Source organism: Bradyrhizobium sp. WD16 (genome assembly GCF_024181725.1).
Lineage (GTDB): Bacteria > Pseudomonadota > Alphaproteobacteria > Rhizobiales > Xanthobacteraceae > Bradyrhizobium_A.
Genome location: NZ_CP028908.1, coordinates 3,191,769 through 3,208,389, shown reverse-complemented (window position 1 = coordinate 3,208,389; position 16,621 = coordinate 3,191,769). Strand labels below are relative to the sequence as shown.

Annotated in this window: 17 protein-coding genes and 1 pseudogene; 6 read left to right on the top strand and 12 right to left on the bottom strand. The window is 63.9% G+C overall.

The annotated features are described in order from the left end of the window. Window positions 1-157 precede the first annotated feature (157 nt). A complete protein-coding gene (locus DB459_RS14835; RefSeq protein ID WP_253706033.1) occupies window positions 158-1,114 on the bottom strand; it encodes an aliphatic sulfonate ABC transporter substrate-binding protein in 957 nt (318 codons plus the stop codon). A 154-nt stretch (window positions 1,115-1,268) separates the two neighbouring features. Continuing rightward, window positions 1,269-2,048: a MetQ/NlpA family ABC transporter substrate-binding protein gene (locus tag DB459_RS14830; protein ID WP_253706032.1), complete on the bottom strand. Its 780-nt coding sequence runs from the start codon at window positions 2,046-2,048 to the stop codon at window positions 1,269-1,271. A 587-nt stretch (window positions 2,049-2,635) separates the two neighbouring features. Here DB459_RS14830 and DB459_RS14825 point away from each other — a divergent pair. Continuing rightward, entirely contained in the window at window positions 2,636-3,562 is a 927-nt protein-coding gene (locus tag DB459_RS14825; protein ID WP_253713573.1) for an aliphatic sulfonate ABC transporter substrate-binding protein, read from the top strand. 31 nt (window positions 3,563-3,593) lie between these two features. Here DB459_RS14825 and DB459_RS14820 read toward each other — a convergent pair whose 3' ends face one another. The 6 genes and pseudogenes from DB459_RS14820 to DB459_RS14795 all read right to left on the bottom strand — a co-directional run. Next, on the bottom strand, window positions 3,594-4,445 hold the full coding sequence (locus tag DB459_RS14820; protein ID WP_253706031.1) for a ChbG/HpnK family deacetylase: 852 nt from the start codon (window positions 4,443-4,445) through the stop codon (window positions 3,594-3,596). A 67-nt stretch (window positions 4,446-4,512) separates the two neighbouring features. Then, window positions 4,513-5,202, bottom strand: coding sequence for a glutathione S-transferase family protein (locus DB459_RS14815; RefSeq protein WP_253706030.1), 690 nt, complete (start codon window positions 5,200-5,202; stop codon window positions 4,513-4,515). Window positions 5,203-5,235: 33 nt separating this feature from the next. Further along, window positions 5,236-5,898, bottom strand: a complete 663-nt coding sequence (locus DB459_RS14810; protein WP_253706029.1) for a methionine ABC transporter permease — start codon at window positions 5,896-5,898, stop codon at window positions 5,236-5,238. Then, window positions 5,888-6,997 (bottom strand): methionine ABC transporter ATP-binding protein, encoded by a 1,110-nt coding sequence (locus tag DB459_RS14805; RefSeq protein WP_371926746.1) that lies wholly within the window; start codon window positions 6,995-6,997, stop codon window positions 5,888-5,890. Before DB459_RS14805 ends, DB459_RS14810 begins: the two co-directional genes overlap by 11 nt. Window positions 6,998-7,155: 158 nt before the next feature. Beyond that, window positions 7,156-8,049, bottom strand: a complete 894-nt coding sequence (locus tag DB459_RS14800) for a dioxygenase (RefSeq protein WP_253706028.1) — start codon at window positions 8,047-8,049, stop codon at window positions 7,156-7,158. An 88-nt stretch (window positions 8,050-8,137) separates the two neighbouring features. Then, window positions 8,138-8,296, bottom strand: a pseudogene (locus tag DB459_RS14795) (ABC transporter permease); the annotation flags it as partial. Window positions 8,297-8,571: 275 nt separating this feature from the next. Here DB459_RS14795 and DB459_RS14790 point away from each other — a divergent pair. Continuing rightward, on the top strand, window positions 8,572-10,440 hold the full coding sequence (locus DB459_RS14790; protein ID WP_253706027.1) for a phospholipase D-like domain-containing protein: 1,869 nt from the start codon (window positions 8,572-8,574) through the stop codon (window positions 10,438-10,440). A gap of 21 nt (window positions 10,441-10,461) precedes the next feature. On the opposite strand, the gene DB459_RS14785 is transcribed toward DB459_RS14790, so the two are convergent. Further along, window positions 10,462-12,702 carry a bifunctional diguanylate cyclase/phosphodiesterase gene (locus DB459_RS14785; RefSeq protein WP_253706026.1) on the bottom strand — a complete coding sequence of 747 codons (2,241 nt, stop codon included), beginning with the start codon at window positions 12,700-12,702 and terminating at the stop codon, window positions 10,462-10,464. Window positions 12,703-12,879: 177 nt separating this feature from the next. Next, on the bottom strand, window positions 12,880-13,224 hold the full coding sequence (locus tag DB459_RS27465) for a hypothetical protein (protein ID WP_305884132.1): 345 nt from the start codon (window positions 13,222-13,224) through the stop codon (window positions 12,880-12,882). Window positions 13,225-13,356: 132 nt separating this feature from the next. Between DB459_RS27465 and DB459_RS14775 the strand changes: the two genes are divergently transcribed. Beyond that, window positions 13,357-13,617, top strand: coding sequence for a hypothetical protein (locus tag DB459_RS14775; RefSeq protein ID WP_253706025.1), 261 nt, complete (start codon window positions 13,357-13,359; stop codon window positions 13,615-13,617). 43 nt (window positions 13,618-13,660) lie between these two features. On the opposite strand, the gene DB459_RS14770 is transcribed toward DB459_RS14775, so the two are convergent. After that, window positions 13,661-13,846, bottom strand: a complete 186-nt coding sequence (locus DB459_RS14770) for a hypothetical protein (protein WP_253706024.1) — start codon at window positions 13,844-13,846, stop codon at window positions 13,661-13,663. 510 nt (window positions 13,847-14,356) lie between these two features. Between DB459_RS14770 and DB459_RS14765 the strand changes: the two genes are divergently transcribed. Beyond that, window positions 14,357-14,914 carry a DapH/DapD/GlmU-related protein gene (locus DB459_RS14765; protein WP_253706023.1) on the top strand — a complete coding sequence of 186 codons (558 nt, stop codon included), beginning with the start codon at window positions 14,357-14,359 and terminating at the stop codon, window positions 14,912-14,914. 89 nt (window positions 14,915-15,003) lie between these two features. On the opposite strand, the gene DB459_RS14760 is transcribed toward DB459_RS14765, so the two are convergent. Continuing rightward, complete coding sequence (locus DB459_RS14760) at window positions 15,004-15,267, bottom strand: hypothetical protein (protein WP_253706022.1); 264 nt, start codon at window positions 15,265-15,267, stop codon at window positions 15,004-15,006. A 174-nt stretch (window positions 15,268-15,441) separates the two neighbouring features. Here DB459_RS14760 and DB459_RS14755 point away from each other — a divergent pair, with 174 nt between their 5' ends. Then, window positions 15,442-15,843, top strand: coding sequence for a hypothetical protein (locus DB459_RS14755; RefSeq protein WP_253706021.1), 402 nt, complete (start codon window positions 15,442-15,444; stop codon window positions 15,841-15,843). 15 nt (window positions 15,844-15,858) lie between these two features. Next, window positions 15,859-16,605, top strand: a complete 747-nt coding sequence (locus tag DB459_RS14750) for a metallophosphoesterase family protein (RefSeq protein WP_253706020.1) — start codon at window positions 15,859-15,861, stop codon at window positions 16,603-16,605. The last annotated feature ends 16 nt before the right edge of the window (window positions 16,606-16,621 follow it).

Genomic DNA, 16,621 nt, shown 5'->3' with positions numbered 1-16,621 from the left:
GACACCCGAAAATGCTGCTCACGATGCGCGGCGAGCAACCGCAGAGAATTTCATTCTTGCAATCACCCGGAGAACGACTTTTCCCTCGTCGCGGCGCCGGGAGATGGATTCTTCCTTGCATCCATTCGGATACCGCCCCCGCTTCATGCGAGGTGCGTCACGATCCCGGATTCCAGATCCAGACGATGTCCTTGACCACGATCGGCGTCGGAATGAGGCCGAGCTTGTGGAAGCGATCGGCAACCTTCTGCTGGTTGGCGACGATGGTGTCGTTCAGCGGCACGACCGAGAACGCCGAGCGCCCGATCGCGCGCGACAGCGCGTCTTGATTGAAGCCGGTCGCCTCATGCAGCGCGGTGACGACCTCGACCCGATTGGCATCGCCCCATTTCACCTCCGCCGCGAAAGTCTCGATGATCTGCGTCACCAGATCGGCATGGGCCCTGGTGAAGTCCCTGTTTGCCAGAAAGAAGCTGTTGGACCGATGTCCGTCCCTGGCCCAAGCGACGACCCGCGCCTTGTTGCCCTCAGCCAGCGCCAGATAGGGATCCCAGATGACCCAGGCGTCGATGCTGCCGCCGGAAAAGGCGGCCGTCGCATCGGCCGGAGCAAGATAGACCGGCGTGATGTCGGTAAAGGACAAGCCAGCCTTTTCGAGCAGAGCCAGCAGGGTGTTGTGGGGGCTCGAGCCCTTGGCGACGCCGACCCGCTTGCCCTTGAGATCGCCGACCGACCTGATCGGCGAGTTCTCCGTCACGATCAGCGCCTCGTTCTGACCGGATGCCGGCAGCGCCGCGACATAGAGCAGGTTGGCCGCGGCCGCCTGGGCGAAGATCGGCGGCGCGTCGCCGGTATAGCCGAAATCGATATTGCCGGTGTTCAGCGCCTCCAAGAGCGGTGGCCCGAACTGGAATTCGACCCAGCGCACGGTGACTCCGCGCCCCTTGAGTGCGTTCTCGAGGGTCTGCCGCTGCTTCACCGCCGGGAAGATGTTGGCCTTCTGGAATCCGACGCGGACTTCCTTCAACTCGGCGGCAGACGAGGAAGCGAGGGTCGCGGCCGTCACGCCGAGCGCGACGAGGATGGCACCGGCGAACACACGAAGGCTGGACATGGTTTGATGATCTCCCGCAGGACTGATGCGCTCAACGCTAACGCAATTGCGGGAGAGTTAATTTGCAAAGCTCGGCGGCTTGCGGCGAAGTTGTCATCCGCTGCAGGCCAAACCGGGAAGGCTTGGCCTGCCTGCGTCGGTCGTGCCCGCCAGCTTACCAGGTCGGGAGGTAGGTGCCCTTGAATCGGGTCTTGACGAATTCCTTCACCGGATCGGAATGGTAGGCGGCGATGAACTCCTTGACCCAGGGCTTGTCCTTGTCCTCCTCGCGCACGGCCAGGATGTTGACCCAGGGACCATCGGGATTCTCGTGGGCGATGGCGTCGGTCGCCGGATTGAGACCGGCCTGAACGGCATAGTTGTTATTGATCGAGACGAGATCGACATCCTGCAGCGAGCGCGGCAGTTGCGCGGCGTCGAGCTCGATGAATTTCAGCTTCTTGGGATTGTCGACGATATCCGCCACCGTCGAGGTCACGTCCTCCGGATTCTTCAGCTTGATGACCCCGTGCAGCGCCAGGATCATCAGGCCCCGCGCGCCGTTGGACGGATCGTTGGCGATCGCGACCTTTGCGCCCTGAGGCAGGTCCGCGAGGCTCTTGTATTTCCGCGAATAGACGCCCTGGGGCGAGCCGATGCTGGTCGCCACCTTGACGATCTTCCAGCCGGTCTTGGCGATCTGGTTCTTCAGGTAGGGCTCGTGCTGGAATGAATTGGCCTCGAGCTCCTTCTGCGCCAGCGCCTGGTTCGGGATCACGTAGTCGGTGAATTCGATGACCTTGATGTCGAGCCCGCGCTCCGCGGCGACCTTCTTCACCACGTCGAGGATTTCGGCATGGGGCCCGGCGGTCACCCCGACCCTGATGGTTTCCGCCCGGGCCATGCCGCCGGTCAGGAGGGCGGCAACAATGGCGGCGGCAGTCACGATACGCATCGATATCTCCGAAGTCAGGCAAAACTGGAAGAAGCCGCGGACCTAACGCCGCGACAGGGCGACATCAATCACCGGAGAGACAAAACGACAAACCGGTCTCACGCGCCTGCCATGCAGAGGAGATATTCCACAAACTTCAGGACGGAAAGCGTGTTTATTCTCTCGCGTGCCGCCCCCGCCTTCGCCATGCAACTCGTTCGCTGTTGCGCTGCCGTTCTGCGGCGAGGCCGGCGACGCTCCGCAAGAACAGAATTCTCGCTCGCGCGCCGGCAGGGAAATCTTCGCCCCGTATCCCGCGATTCTCCGCAATTGCCGGCGGCACGAACCTGCTTCATGACTGGGACTAGTGTCCCGTCTCCGAATTACCGCTCCATTTGCCTCGCACTCGCACGGTCATTCGGAGACATAGGGACACTAGCAAAATCAAAGTGCTAGTGTGGCTTATGTCTCGCAATTGCCTACAGGGGCTTGCCGCAAAGGGCATAGGCAATTGCGAGACGCCACACTAGCTACGCTCTTCTTCGTACAGGACATATCACGTCATGACTGGCTCGCTCATCCGCGGAATTCGTTCGACCCTGCTCGGCATGAGCTGCCTTGCTGCCGTCGCTGTCGGGGCGCCGAGCGCGGGAGCCGAACAGCTCCGCCTCGGCTATCAGACCTCGTCGACGCTCACGGTCATCCTGAAGACCACCGGCGCGCTCGAGAAGGCGCTGGCGCCGCTTGGCGTCACCGTGTCATGGCACGAATTCACCAGCGGACTGCCGCTCCTCGAGGCGGTCAATCTCGGCAATGTCGACGTCAGCGCCGATGTCGCCGATACGGTCCCGGTCTTCGCCCAGGCCGCCGGCGCCAAGCTCGCCTTCATCGCCGAGGAAGCCGCCTCTCCGGCCGCCCAGGGCATCCTGGTGGCGGAGAATTCTCCGGTGAAATCGCTGTCCGATCTCAAGGGCAGGCGGATTGCCGTCACCAAGGGCGCCGGCAGCCACTTCCTGCTGCTGACGGCGCTGGCCAAAGCCGGGCTGAGCTTCAAGGACATTTCGGCCGCCTACCTGCCGCCGGCCGATGGCCGCGCCGCTTTCGTCAGCAACAAGGTCGATGCCTGGGTGGCCTGGGATCCCTTCCTGACCAGCGCCCGCCGGCAATCGGCGGCACGGCTTCTGGCGGACGGCAGCGGCGGCCTCGCCAGCTACAAGCGCTATTATCTCGCCTCCGCGGCCTTCGCCGACAAGCGCGCCGATGTGCTCGCGGTGCTGGTCCGCTCGCTCGCCGACACCGGCCGCTGGGTCAAGTCCCACCCGCAGGAGGCGGCGGCGCTGCTCGCCAACCTGTGGAAGATCGACGCCGAGACCGTGGCCGAGGCCAACAGCCACCGCTCCTATCAGGTTGGTCCGGTGACCGTGCAGGGGCTCGCCGAGCAGCAGCGCATCGCCGACGCGTTCTTCGCCGAAGGCCTGCTGCCGGCCAAGGTCGATACCTCGAACGTCAAGATCTGGTCGTCGCCGGCGTTGTGAACCGCGGTCGGCACCTGCCGCGGGTCACCCTTTATGCCGCGCCTCCGCTGATGCGCTGGAGGTCGCGGATCTCGCGGAAGCTGATGCGCCTGATCCCGTTCTGCTCCAGAAGCTCGGAGACCGCAGGGTCAATCAGGCATCCGGCGTCATGGGTCCGGATCTCGCTGTGGAGTGGATCGTAGGCGCGCAGCTCGTCCCCGTCATGGACCGGATGGGCGAATATCTCGGTGATGCCGGGCAACAGCTTCGGGATCTCCTCGAAGAACACCTCGCGGGTCGGTCTGGGCCAGGGATAGACGATGTGCTCGGGAAACAGGATGCCCCGGGCCTCGGCGCGCTCGCGTGCTCGAAAGCCCTGCCGTGCGGTTTCCTGGGGCGAGAACATGCGGACCGGCAGCCTGAAGGCCTGCGCAAGATCGAGGTAGACCTCGAATAGATCGGATCGCGCCTGCATCACGTTCATATGGGCGTCGAGGTGGGTGACATCGAGGTTCCAGGACAGCGCCGCCTCGATCTGAAGCTGACATTCGATCCGCGCGTCCGCGGCGTCGAGCCGCTCCAGCGCGGCGCGAGTGGTCGCGGGCAGAAAACCATCCTGATCGTGCAGCGAGGCGCCGGCGCTCAAGCCGCGCCAGCGATAGCCCGGATATTCGGACGTCAGCGTCAGGTGGACGCCGACGGAGAGCCCCTCGAACAGCCGGGCAGCCTCCCGTGCCCAGGGACAAGGAACCATCAAGGTCGCGCTGGTGGCGATGCCTCGCGTCACCGCATCCAAGGTCGCGACGTTGGCACTATGGCTGGAGCCGAGATCGTCGCAGTTGACGATCAGCAGACGGTCGGTTCGGCCATACCCGAGACGCTCCGCCAGAGTCGTCCGTTCCATCCCAAGCTCCTGAGATCTCACCCCTTGCCGACACGCGCGCCGGCGCCCCGAAGACGGCCACGTGACTTCAGTATACCAGCCGACCGCGGAGATCGTCGAATGGCACCATGACGTGCTCGCGGTAGGCCGGCCGCTCGGCGAGCCGCCGATACCAGCCTTCGACATGCGGGAGATGCGGACGCTCGATCTCCAGGCCGTAGTAGCGGAACAGGCATGTCGCTGCCGGAATATCGCCCATGGTGAGACTGTCCCCCGCGAGATAGGGCCGCGTCGCCAATTCCCTGTCGAGAAGCTGAAAATGCGCCGCACAGCGCGCGACATAGCCGCGGATCATCGACGGGTTATGCTGATCTTCGGGAGTCCGATAGAATCCCCAGAACAGCCCCATGAAATCCGGTTGCAGGGTCGCCAGCACCCAATCCATCCACCGGTCGGCGCGCGACCGCTCGGCAGGATCTTCCACCCAGAACGTGCCTACGCCATATCGGGCGCTCAGATAGCGGATGACGGTATGCGATTCCCAGACGACCGTTCCGTTATCGTCGATGACCGGGACATGGCCATGGGGATTCATCTGGAGAAAGGCGGGCGTGTCGAGGCCGCCGAACGCGCCACCTGCATTGATGTGCCGGTAGGCGAGACCGAGCTCGCCGAGCAGCCACATCACCTTTTGGACGTTGAATGAGTTACGCCGGCCCCAGACCCGCAGCGTCGGCGTGCCAGATCGCGCGAACGTCGGGGAATGGTCCGCTGTCATTCCGTCCCCGGGTCAGTGCTCGTTGGCGAGGGGTCAGTGTCGCAACCGCCGGTTCAGCCGCCGCGCAAGATGATCGCCGAGGGTCTGCACCACCTGAACTAGCGCGATCAGCACGACCACCACGGCCAGCATCATGTCCGGCATGAAGCGCTGATAGCCGTAGCGGATGCCGAGGTCGCCGAGCCCGCCGCCCCCCACTGCCCCGACCATGGCCGAGTAGCCGAGCAGGCTGACCACCGCCAGCGTCAGGGCCAGCACCAGGCCCGGAAGCGCCTCCGGAATCAGCACCTTGACGACGATCTGCAGCGGCGTCGCGCCGAACGACGACGCCGTTTCGACGAGGCCGGCATCGACCTCCCGGATCGCCGCCTCGACCAGGCGGGCGATGAACGGCGTCGCCGCCACGGTGAGCGGCACGATCGCCGCGGTCGAACCGATCGAGGTGCCGGCGACCAACCGTGTGAAGGGAATGATGGCGACCACAAGAATGATGAACGGGGTCGACCGCGCCGCATTGACCACGGTGCCGAGCACTGCATTGGCAGCCGGCGCGGCGAACAATTCGCCCTTGCGGCTGGTGGCCAGAAACACTCCGATCGGACCGCCGAACAAGATGCCGAGCAGGGCCGCCGCCGCCACCATGTAGAGGCTCTCCCAGGTCGCGTCGATGATGAGGTTGATCAATTCACGCGACATGGCCGAGATGCTCCACTTCGATGCCCTGCTCAGCCAGCAACGACTTGGCCTTCGCGCCTGCGGCGGCCGGCACGCCGATGATCATCGAGCCGACATGGCGGCCGCCGATCTCATCGATCCGCGCCGATAACAGCGCCACGTCGATCGAAAGCGCCCGCGCCAGCCGGGCAACGAGCGTGTCGGCGACCTCGACGCCGCGCAACGCGACGCGCAGCACCGCCTGGCCGCCAATCGCATCCGGCGACAGCCGCGAGGCCAGCGACAGCGGCACGGAATCGCCGATCGCCTCGGCGAGGAAGGATTGTGTCAATGGATGGCGCGGATGGGTGAAAATCTCCGCCACCGGTCCGCGCTCGACGATATGGCCGCCATCGATCACCACGACGTCCTTCGCAAGCTGGCGCACCACCGACATCTCATGGGTGATCAGCACGATGGTAACGCCGAGTTCCTGATTGATGCTGGCGAGCAGGTCGAGAATCGCCCGCGTCGTCTGCGGGTCGAGCGCCGAGGTGGCTTCGTCCGACAGCAACACGTCGGGGCGCGTCGCCAGCGCGCGAGCGATGCCGACACGCTGTTTCTGCCCACCGGAAAGTTCGGACGGATAGCGATCCCGTTTGTCGGCGATGCCGACGAGGTCGAGCAGCTCGGTCACCCGCGCGGCGATCGCATCGCGCGACCAGCCGGCAATCTCGAGCGGCAGCGCGATATTGCCGGCGGCGGTGCGCGACGACAGCAGATTGAAATGCTGGAAGATCATGCCGATCGAGCGCTGGGCAAGACGCAGGTCGCGGCCGGCGAGCGCCGAGATGTCGCGGCCATCCACCACCACCCTGCCCGCGGTCGGCTTCTCAAGCCCGTTGATCAGCCGCACCAGGCTCGATTTGCCGGCGCCCGATCGGCCGATCACTCCGGTGATCGAACCTCGGGGAATGGCGAAGTCGATCGACCGCAGCGCGTCGACGCCCGGCTTGCCGCGGCGGGCGGGGTAGGTCTTCGAGACGCCCTCGAAGCGGACCATGGGCTCCGGACGATCAAAGCCTCGAAGCTCCGCGGCGGCCACCGACTGGCCGAGCGTGACGGATTGATGGACATTCATTGGATTTCTGAACCGGTCGAGGGTGAGTGGCCCTCATGATAGGGCACATGGTGGCTTGCCGCAGCGCACCTGACAATCACGGAAATTCCGGAAAATTAGAAATATTTTTACTATTTATCACGGCTCGTTAGAAAATTATCCTCGCGAGGAACAGCTTATTACTTGATCGGCGGCCGCGGCAGCACGGTCTCCCCCGCCTCCATCACGAAGGTGTAGTCCAGCGAATACCAGGGCGCGCCGACGGTGGAATCGGTCGGATGCACCTCGTCATGACGGACATAGTCGCCAAGCAGGGTCCTGGTCACCCCGAACTGCACGTCGCTATCGATATGGGGGTCCTGCGGATCGTAGACCTGCGAGATCAGAACCTTGAAGCCTGGCTTGACGATCAGCGCATGCAGATGGGCCGGCCGATAGGGATGGCGATCCTGTGCCGCCAGCAAGCGCCCGACGACGCCGTCGGTGGGAATGGGATAGCCGACCATCTTGACGGTCCGCAGCCAGAACCGGCCGTCGGCCTCGGTGGTGAATTTGCCGCGCAGATTCATCTCCGCCTGGTCGCGGTCCTGGTTCTCATAGAGGCCGACCGGCGAGGCGTGCCAGATATCGACTTCGGCGCCGGCGACCGGCGTTCCGCTCCGATCGACCACCCGGCCGGTCACCAGGAGCGGCGCGCCGGGGGTGTCGGAGCGAACGATCGAGCCGCCATTGTCCACCCGCGGCGAATGCAGCCGCCAGAACGGACCGAGCAGCGACTGCGAGGTCTCGGTATTGCCGTCGTCGCCGTTGTTGAGCAGGCAGACCAGGGACGACACGCCGAGCGAACCGGCCATCAGCACCGCCTCGTTATGGCTGTCGGTGGTGCGCTGGCCGATCTCGTTGATGATCGCCGCGGCTTCTCGAAACTCGGCTTCGGTCAGGTGCACGTCGCGGATGAAGGCATGGAGATGCCTGACCAGGGACATCATGATGGTGCGCAGTCGCGGATCCTGCGTCCGCGCCATCACCGCCAGCGCGTCGGCCGTGACATCCTCGTGGGTCCTGATGATCATCGACGCCCTCCCGGTCCGCATCCCTTTTGCTGCACGCAGCCTTCAATAAGAATGTCTGGGCGGGAACCGCAATGCCCCGTGCATCACAATGACCAGGAATCAGCCGGCGGCCGTCGGCGCGAATGCGGTTCTTGCCGAACAGCGGATCGTCGACCTTCAGTTCCTTCATGTTGGCCACGACCTTGGCGCCGTCACGGGGATCACCGCCCATCGCCTCCAGCGTCTTCAGGTAATGTCGCTCGGCGGCCTCGCGGTCAACGTCACGGTCTGCTGACCTGGCCTGCATCATTGCCAATCCACAATGCTTGGTTGACGCCGTCGCGAACTCGTCCACAATCCTGTTGCGATCCTGCCAGTCGTTTGCGGCGCTACCACAGCACCTTGAACGCACCTTGCGTGTTCGCGATGTGCTGGCCCGCGACGCGCTTGCTAGACACGCCTGCAAAACATGCCTGCAAGACGTGGCTGCAAGAGGCGTGGGCCTGCTCGCGAATCCGTGGTCGCCGCATAAGGGAGAGGACCATGGGGAAGATCACCGCCGCGCATGCCTATCCGAACAGCGAAGTCGCCCTGATCGCCTGGGAGCTCGACGGAATGATCGAGGGCTGCCTTGGCTTCGACATTGTCCGGATCAGAACCGACGGCAGCGAGCCCCCCAAGGGACTGCCGGCCTGGGTGCCTTTCCAGGGCCAGGACAACCCCGATTGGAAGGCTCAGGACACCAGCGTCTGGCCGGTTCAGCGGCTGTACTGGCGGGATCTGACGCTGCGCCGGCACCGCAACGATTTAGGTGAACGCGACATCGGCTTCGAGGTCAAATACGCCATCCGGCCGGTCGGCGACTGGCGACCGGGACTGGAGCGCGTCGAGCCACGGCAGGCCAAGACCTACAGCGGCGACGTGCGGCCGCTCGGCTATCTCGGTCCCGCGGTCGAGACAGATCCCATCCGCATCGATCTCGATTACGGGGGCGTCCGGGCGACATTCACCAACGGCATCCTGTCCGGGCAATGGCTGCGGCACGCCATCGAATCCGACGGCAAGCCGTTCAATCCCCAGACCCTCGCGGCGGAAATGGCTGATCCGACCGGCCGGATCCGGCGGTATCTGACCGGCGACGTGCTCAATACCCTTCACCTGTTCCTGACCGATCCGAAATACAAGGATGGAGATCTGCGCCTCGCGCTCTATGAACTCAGCGACAAGCAGCTTCAGCAACTGCTGCTCGACAACAAGGACCGGATCGAGATCATCCTGTCCAACACCGGCAAGGAGCGGGGCGGGACAGCCTGGGACCACACCAACGAGGACTCACGCCGCGCCCTGCACCGGGCCGGGGTCCGCATTCACGACCGCATGTTCAACAACAACCACATCGGTCACAACAAATTCGCCGTCTGGCGCAAGGACGGCAAGCCTATGGCGGTGATGACGGGCAGCACCAATTGGACGCCCACCGGGCTGTGCGGCCAATCGAACAACGCGCTGATCATCGCTTCGGCGGACGCCGCCCACGCCTACGATACCTATTGGCAGCGACTGCGCGATGACAAGTTTCCAGCGCCGCGCCCCCCGAGCAGCGCCGGCAAATCCACACAATGCCAGGGCCCCGAAATCCGCAGCGCAGACCAGACGCCGTTTGCGGCGGCTCTCGGCGGCGCCGAGGCACAGGTCTGGTTCTCGCCGAACACCATGGCCACGCGAAAAGGCAAGGCCACGCCGCCGGACCTTGCGACGCTCTTCGACCTGATCGCCGGCGCCGAACAGGCGATTTTCTTTCTCGCCTTTCTGCCGTCCCGCGGCGGCGTCGACAGCATCATCTCGGCGGCGATCGAGGTGGCCAGGAAGAAGAAGACCCTGATCGCCGCCGGCGCCATCAGCGACGTCACCGCCATGCCGGGGTACGTCGCGCCCGACAAGAACGGTCGCACTGCCGCGGAACGCGAGGGCGTCAAGCCCTATACGTATGACAATGGCGGATTGCACATCGTTCGCGCCGCAGCGCTGAACGACCCAATCGGTGATTTCGAGAAAGAGATTCTCAAAACCGGAAATGCGGTGGTTCACGACAAGGTCGTGGTGATCGATCCGTTGTCGAAGGACAACTGCGTCGTCGCGACGGGCAGCCACAATCTCGGCTTCAAGGCCTCCTACGAAAACGACGAGAACCTGCTGATTATCCGCGGCGCCCAGGCGCTCGCCCTCGCCTACGCGGTGCACGTCATCGATGTCTATGATCACTACCGCTTCCGCGCCTGGCAGGCGAAAGAACGGGACGAAGGCAAGCCGAGCTTCCAGGGACACATCGACGGAGACGACAAATGGCTTCGCCGCCTCGCCAAGGCCTCCCATCGCAACATCGATACCTATTTTGCCGCAGGACCGCCATGACAACCGAGCGGCAGAGCGCCGTCAGGCCGGGCGTTTTTTCAGCCGGCTTCGCCCGGCGCGGCGGACCGGGACCGGTGCGCCGAGGCCGATCGAAGAGTTGAAGCGCTCGATCATCTGCCGCGCGGATTCCGAACCGGAGACCAGCCCGACGATCTCCGCAGCCGGCACCGGCCGGCTGAACAGATAGCCTTGCGCCGTATCGCAGCCGAGCTCACGCACAGAGGCGAGTTGCGCCGGCGTCTCGACGCCTTCGGCGAGCACGTCGAGATTCAGGGCCTTGCCGAGGCCGACGATGGCGGCGACGATCTGTACGCCGGTCCGGTCATCGGGAATGTCCCGGACGAAGCTCTGATCGATCTTGAGTGTATCGACCGGAAACCGCTTGAGATAGGCAAGCGATGAATACCCGGTGCCGAAATCGTCGATCGCCAGCCGCACGCCCAGCCGCTTGAGGGCGTGCAAGCGGTCCTCGACGTCGCTGCCCGGATCCATCAGGCTGCCTTCGGTGATCTCGAGCTCGAGATAGCGCGCCGGAAGTCCGGTCTGCGCGAGAATCTCGCCGATTGTCTCGTGAACGTTCGGCCGCCTGAATTGCTGGGGCGACAGGTTGACCGCCATGGTCTCCAGCTTCAGTCCCGCGTCGAGCCACGCCTTCATCTGGCGGCAGGCCTCGCGCAGGCCCCACTCTCCCAGCGGCACCAGCAATCCGGTGTCCTCGGCGACTGAAATGAAGCTCCCCGCCGGGATGATGTCGCTACCTGGCGGTTGCCAACGGATCAGCGCCTCGACGCCGACGATGCGGCACTCGGCCACACTCACCAGCGGCTGATAATGCAGCAGGAATTCGCCGCGCTCGATACCGCGGCGCAGCCGCGCCTCCAGTTCGACGCGTGCGTTCACCACATCGGTGAGCGCCTTGGTATAGAACCTCACCCCACCGCGGCCGTCGCGCTTGGCCTGGAACAACGCCGCGTCGGCGTTCCGGATGATCTGGCTGGCCGTGACGCCGTCGTCGGGGAAGACGCAGATGCCGACGCTGGTGCCGATGTAGATGTCCTGCCCGCCGGCGAGAACGAACACCTCGGTGAGTTCGGCGATCAGTGCCTGCGCGGTCGCCATCGCGGCCTGCGCATCCCGGATACCTTCCAGCAAGACCACGAATTCGTCGCCGCCCGTGCGCGCCAGGATGTCGTGATGGCGTAATCGCCGCCGCAGCCGTGCGGCGACGAGGCACAGGAGTTCGTCGCCGGCACCATGTCCCAGGCCATCATTGACGTTCTTGAAATTGTCGAGGTCGAGAAAGAGCAGCGCTCCGCGTTGCCCGGCCCTGACCACGTCCCGCACCGCCCGGGCGAGCTCCCTGCCGAGCAGCAGGCGATTCGCCAATCCGGTCAGCGAGTCGTGGTGCGCAAGATAGTCGAGCTCGGCTTCCTTCTGCCTGAGAGCATCCTGCGGGGCGAGCACCCCGGCGACGAACACGGCGCGATAGATCAGGCCGTAGGCCGCCACCTTGTAGAGGTGCCCGAGCAGGTTGGACAGATCGGTGAACTGACCATAGAGCGTGAAGAACAATTCAGCGAGGCCGAGCACCCAGGAGGCCGCCGCAAGCCAATAGACCTCGACGTTTCGCTTCCGCGACGCCCGGCGGACCAGCAGGAAGGCGACAAGAAAGTATGTTGCCGAAAGGGCGTATTCGACGCCGATCTTGAACGGCGTCAAGCCTTGCCCGAGGATATAGGTGTGCGGCAGCCAATCGGCGTGGAGGAAGCAGATCCACCAGGCCGCAGCCGCGACCGCAACCGCGCCGAGCATCCAGCCGAAATAGGCTCCCGGGCGCCAGGTGCGATTGGGCAAGACGGCGACCAGCACCAGTCCGCCGGCCGCCACCACCCGACCGATCAGCCAAAAATTGATTGTCTTTTCGTGCCCGCTCGGGCCGAACAGATCGGGCATGCCGTCGAAGGCGAGCGTATGGCCGAAATCAATCAGCGCGACGGCGAGCAGGCTGCAGGCCAGAATGATGTTATGGCTGTTGCCGGCCTGGCGCCTTAGACTCCAGCCGAGGCCGAATACGATCAGCGACACCGCCATGCCGATGAATTCCAGCCCGGTGTGGAGCGGCAGGTAGTCGGTCTGGCACGTGAAGAACTGAAAATCGGGCAGCCATGGCCCGGCTGCGACCAGCGCCGTCAGCAACACCACGGCGATGACGAGGTTGCGGATCTGAGGTTGGTTCGGCCGCGCGGCTACGCCGTCTGACATGTCGATTGCCTTGCGCCTCTCCACGATTCCAGTCGGCGGTCCATATCGAACAGGGCAAATGAGTTCGGTCCGCTCTTCGATCATTCGTCGGCGGATAGCTTCCGCTCGATTTTTGTTCGTTTTCCTGAATTTCGGCGACGCGGCGGACTCTTGGTAAATGGAGTGTGCGCTTCGTCTTCACAACCATGCGCCGCGACCCGGCTGGCGGAGCGCATTACCTCCAACGCCAGCCGTTCGGGTGCATGTGCATGTCAGTCGCAGAACAGGTGCCCGGCAACAGGCGATGGGCAGCGCCTGGCCGCAATCACGCGCGGACGGCGTTCGACAGTCGATGATCACCTTGAGGGCGCTGGTCGTGCTCGCCCGGGAAAACGGGTCGTAGGCCTCGATGATGTCGTCGAGCGTGAAGCGATGGGTGATGAGCCGGGCCGGCGCCACGATGTCCTCGCAGGTCAGAAAGCTCGCCGGCACGCCGACCACTTCGATCGCCGTGTCGACGCCGCGCCCACCGGTGATCGCCATCAGCTTCGCAACCGCCTCGCGGCCGCGATCAAGCGATTGCCGTCGCATGCTGTTCCCGCCAATTGCTGCCCGCGATCAAGGCGTTCATCACTGAACAGGTCGTGACGAAGAGCCAGCCTGATATCGTCTTCCATGCCGCATGCCGTCGCTGGGCGAGCGGAGCCTGTCCCGCGCCTCCAGTTCTCGCGCCGCCTGCTGCAGCTTCGCTTCCCTGTCCTGCGCGATATGCTGATGGCGACGGCCTTGATCGACATCGTCCACTATCGGAGCGAGATCGGTCGTGAGGAGAGGAAGGCGAAACATCTCGCGCCGCAGATGTGGATCCTGCCCAAGGCGGCGAACCTGAGATTTCTGCTGGGCCTCGCGCGGGAGCCCCGAGTCGGAAAGCTATAGGCGCCGGCCAGGACCGGTTCGCCCCAACACCGACCGGACCGGATCAACGTGAATCGCTGACCTCCCGACACAGATGACGATCGCCCAGCAGGCCGGGCCGGCCCGTCAGTTCACGCAGTTGATCCAGTTGCAAAGCCATATCGTCGAGCATCAACGAAGCCGCAGTCAATTCCGCAGACTTCTTGGCGATCTCACGCAGTCGCAGCCTGACTTCGAATTTCTTGCTCATCCCGCGCCCCTACCCCGGCGATAAAATAAATACTCGATAGAATAACTTCGTTCCAAATAATCGCCGTGACACGCGGGTCCTTCTCCGCGACCCCACGCTCGGCTGGGCTATTTAATTATGCCCCGCATAATCCCCGGGCGGCGCAACCATACGCCCGAATAGTGCATACCAATGTGACTGAGCTCACAGATCGCCCCTCGCAGAGGGCTCCCGGACATACGTTCGGGGGCGGGATTAGGCCCCTTCCGGCCTTTTAAATCGCTTTATCGTCGAATACAGGATCAGCTAGTGTGGCGTCTCGCAATTGCCTATACCTTTGCGGCAAGCCTCTCATAGGCAATTGCGAGACATAAGCCACACTAGCTTTTTGATTTTGCTAGTGTCCCGATGTCTCCGAATTACCGTGCGAGGGTGAGGCAAACGAAGCGGTAATTCGGAGACGGGACACTAGATTGCACAGCCGCCTAGCAGCGGCGACCATTTCCCGATCCGACGCGCAAGGTGCTTGCGATGCCGTCCAGGTTCGACCCCCAAACGCCTATCGAGAATATCGACGACGAGGTCGACGACTGGCTCAGGCTGATCCGGCGCGCTCTCGGCATTCTTGCGACGCGCAAGAAGCAGCAATTCAACCGCAGGGTCCCGGTCGGGGACCTCCTCACCGAACGCGGCGACAATGCCGTCGCCTATGGCTTCGGCGAGGGCACCACCATGTACGACAACGTGCTCGTGCTGGGCGACGTCAAGGTCGGCCGCCATACCTGGATCGGACCGGGGTGCATCCTCGATGGCTCGGGTGGCGGCTTACAGATCGGCGATTGGTGTTCGATATCAGCCGGTGCTCAAATCTACACTCACCACACTGTGAATCGCTCGATTTCGCTCGGCGAATTGCCGGTCGACTACGCTCCGACCAGGATCGGCCACGGCGTTTATATCGGACCAAATGCGATCGTTCAGATGGGGGTCACGATCGGCGACAAGGCGATCATCGGCGCGAATTCACTCGTCAACTGCGATATTCCAGCAGGCACGAAGGCCTTCGGCTCTCCGGCAAAGGTTCGATAAGGGGCTGTCCGGACGCCGTACCGAAGTCCGTCGGCAAAGTCCATCGGCCGACCACCGGCGCGGAACCGTCCCGACCGGCCCACGCCCCCTCAGTCGTGGACCTCCCATGGATGCAGTTCCAGCATGGCGCCGGCGTCCGCTCCCGACAATTTGGCGAGCAGGTACGGCGCCAGCTTTTCCACGATCTGATACCGTTCGAGCTGGATCTCACGGCCGATGGCATCAGAATAGATCCGCAGCGAATGTACGGTTTCGCGAGGCACCTTGCAGGTCACCTTGCCATGATCGGTCGCGGCTTCCACGAGGAGTGCCTGACCGTCCCACGCAACCTCGTGCGTCAACTCGGCCGCCATGCTCTCCCCCTCGCCTCAATTAAAATTTAAATATACCTTGCATTTAAAATGATGTCCACATTATTTAATGATCACCCAATCAGCCGTCTTGCATCATGTTTTTGCTCGACAAGGTGAATACGAGGCCCGATCGAACGAGTTGCCTTCAATGACCAATAAAAATATGATTAAATCATGCCGCACGAGCTGCTCGTCATGCTGGGCGCCGAAATCATCCTGCTCGCCTCGCTCGGGGCGATGAACTTCTGGCGCGGGCGCAGGGATGTCGTCAGCGGGCGTTATTTCGGCGCGCCGCGGGATCCGAGCCCGGCAGTCGCGCAAACCATCGAAGGGCTGCGGCAGTTGGCCGAGCGCGAGCGAATGTCGCGCCGTAAGGCGCCGGCGCGGCTGTCTCGAACCTCGGCCGCACGGACGCCGCGACTGACAGATCGCCCCTCGCAGGGCCGGACGATGCTGACGATCGTCCGCCAGCCGCCGCCAACGACCGCAGCGGCCGTGGACGAAGCTCATGACGGCCCGGCGATTCCCCCGCCGTACACGGCCGAGCCGCCGCGGCAACGCATGGCTCAAGCGTGAACCGAGGCCGACGTGGTGTGGAGCCCTCCCCCGATCCGCAACGGCCGACAGCTCGCAGCCCTGCCCCGCGGGGTCAGGATCTACGCGATCGGTGACATTCACGGCCGCGCCGATCTCCTCGGCCGCGTGCTGTCGAACATCGATGCCGATTGCCGGCGCCGGCCGGCGGAACGGGCGATCAGCGTCTTTGTCGGCGATTACATCGACAGGGGGCCGGCGTCGCGAGAGGTCTTCGAGCTGCTGCTACAGTGGCGGCGCGGCCGAGAGGCGATCTTCCTGCGCGGCAATCACGAGACCTTCCTGCCGCGGTTTCTCTCGGATTCGCGAACGCTGGATGAATGGCGACTATGCGGCGGTCTCGAAACCCTGCTGTCCTACGGATTGAGGCCGACGATAAGCCCTGAGCGCCACGAACAAATCGCCCTCGCCGACGAGCTGACCGCCGCGGTACCCAAGGAGCACCTCGATTTCCTGCAGTCGCTCGAGCTTTCGTTCGACTGCGGCGACTTTCTGTTCGTCCACGCCGGGATTCGACCGGGCGTTCCGATCCACCAGCAGACGGAAGACGACCTGCTCTGGATCCGCGAGGATTTTCTCGCTCACGAGCAACCGTTCGAACGCTTCGTCGTCCACGGCCATACACCGGTGCATGCGCCCGACATCCGGCCGAACCGGATCAACATCGACACCGGAGCGTTCGCGACCGGGCGCCTCACCTGCGTCGTCATCGACGGCTCGGCCATCGCGCCATTGCCGGCATGATGGCCTGCATCAAGGA

Bases quoted from the DNA above. Each gene is read 5' to 3' on its own strand.
- DB459_RS14770 (WP_253706024.1), bottom strand. From the start codon at position 13,846: ATGAGCAAGAAATTCGAAGTCAGGCTGCGACTGCGTGAGATCGCCAAG.
- DB459_RS14835 (WP_253706033.1), bottom strand. From the start codon at position 1,114: ATGTCCAGCCTTCGTGTGTTCGCCGGTGCCATCCTCGTCGCGCTCGGC.
- DB459_RS14760 (WP_253706022.1), bottom strand. From the start codon at position 15,267: ATGGCGGCCGAGTTGACGCACGAGGTTGCGTGGGACGGTCAGGCACTC.
- DB459_RS14825 (WP_253713573.1), top strand. From the start codon at position 2,636: ATGAGCTGCCTTGCTGCCGTCGCTGTCGGGGCGCCGAGCGCGGGAGCC.
- DB459_RS14785 (WP_253706026.1), bottom strand. From the start codon at position 12,702: ATGTCAGACGGCGTAGCCGCGCGGCCGAACCAACCTCAGATCCGCAAC.
- DB459_RS14815 (WP_253706030.1), bottom strand. From the start codon at position 5,202: ATGACAGCGGACCATTCCCCGACGTTCGCGCGATCTGGCACGCCGACG.
- DB459_RS14810 (WP_253706029.1), bottom strand. From the start codon at position 5,898: ATGTCGCGTGAATTGATCAACCTCATCATCGACGCGACCTGGGAGAGC.
- DB459_RS14800 (WP_253706028.1), bottom strand. From the start codon at position 8,049: ATGATCATCAGGACCCACGAGGATGTCACGGCCGACGCGCTGGCGGTG.
- DB459_RS14775 (WP_253706025.1), top strand. From the start codon at position 13,357: ATGCCGCATGCCGTCGCTGGGCGAGCGGAGCCTGTCCCGCGCCTCCAG.
- DB459_RS14805 (WP_371926746.1), bottom strand. From the start codon at position 6,997: ATGAATGTCCATCAATCCGTCACGCTCGGCCAGTCGGTGGCCGCCGCG.
- DB459_RS27465 (WP_305884132.1), bottom strand. From the start codon at position 13,224: ATGGCGATCACCGGTGGGCGCGGCGTCGACACGGCGATCGAAGTGGTC.
- DB459_RS14790 (WP_253706027.1), top strand. From the start codon at position 8,572: ATGGGGAAGATCACCGCCGCGCATGCCTATCCGAACAGCGAAGTCGCC.
- DB459_RS14820 (WP_253706031.1), bottom strand. From the start codon at position 4,445: ATGGAACGGACGACTCTGGCGGAGCGTCTCGGGTATGGCCGAACCGAC.
- DB459_RS14830 (WP_253706032.1), bottom strand. From the start codon at position 2,048: ATGCGTATCGTGACTGCCGCCGCCATTGTTGCCGCCCTCCTGACCGGC.
- DB459_RS14755 (WP_253706021.1), top strand. From the start codon at position 15,442: ATGCCGCACGAGCTGCTCGTCATGCTGGGCGCCGAAATCATCCTGCTC.
- DB459_RS14765 (WP_253706023.1), top strand. From the start codon at position 14,357: ATGCCGTCCAGGTTCGACCCCCAAACGCCTATCGAGAATATCGACGAC.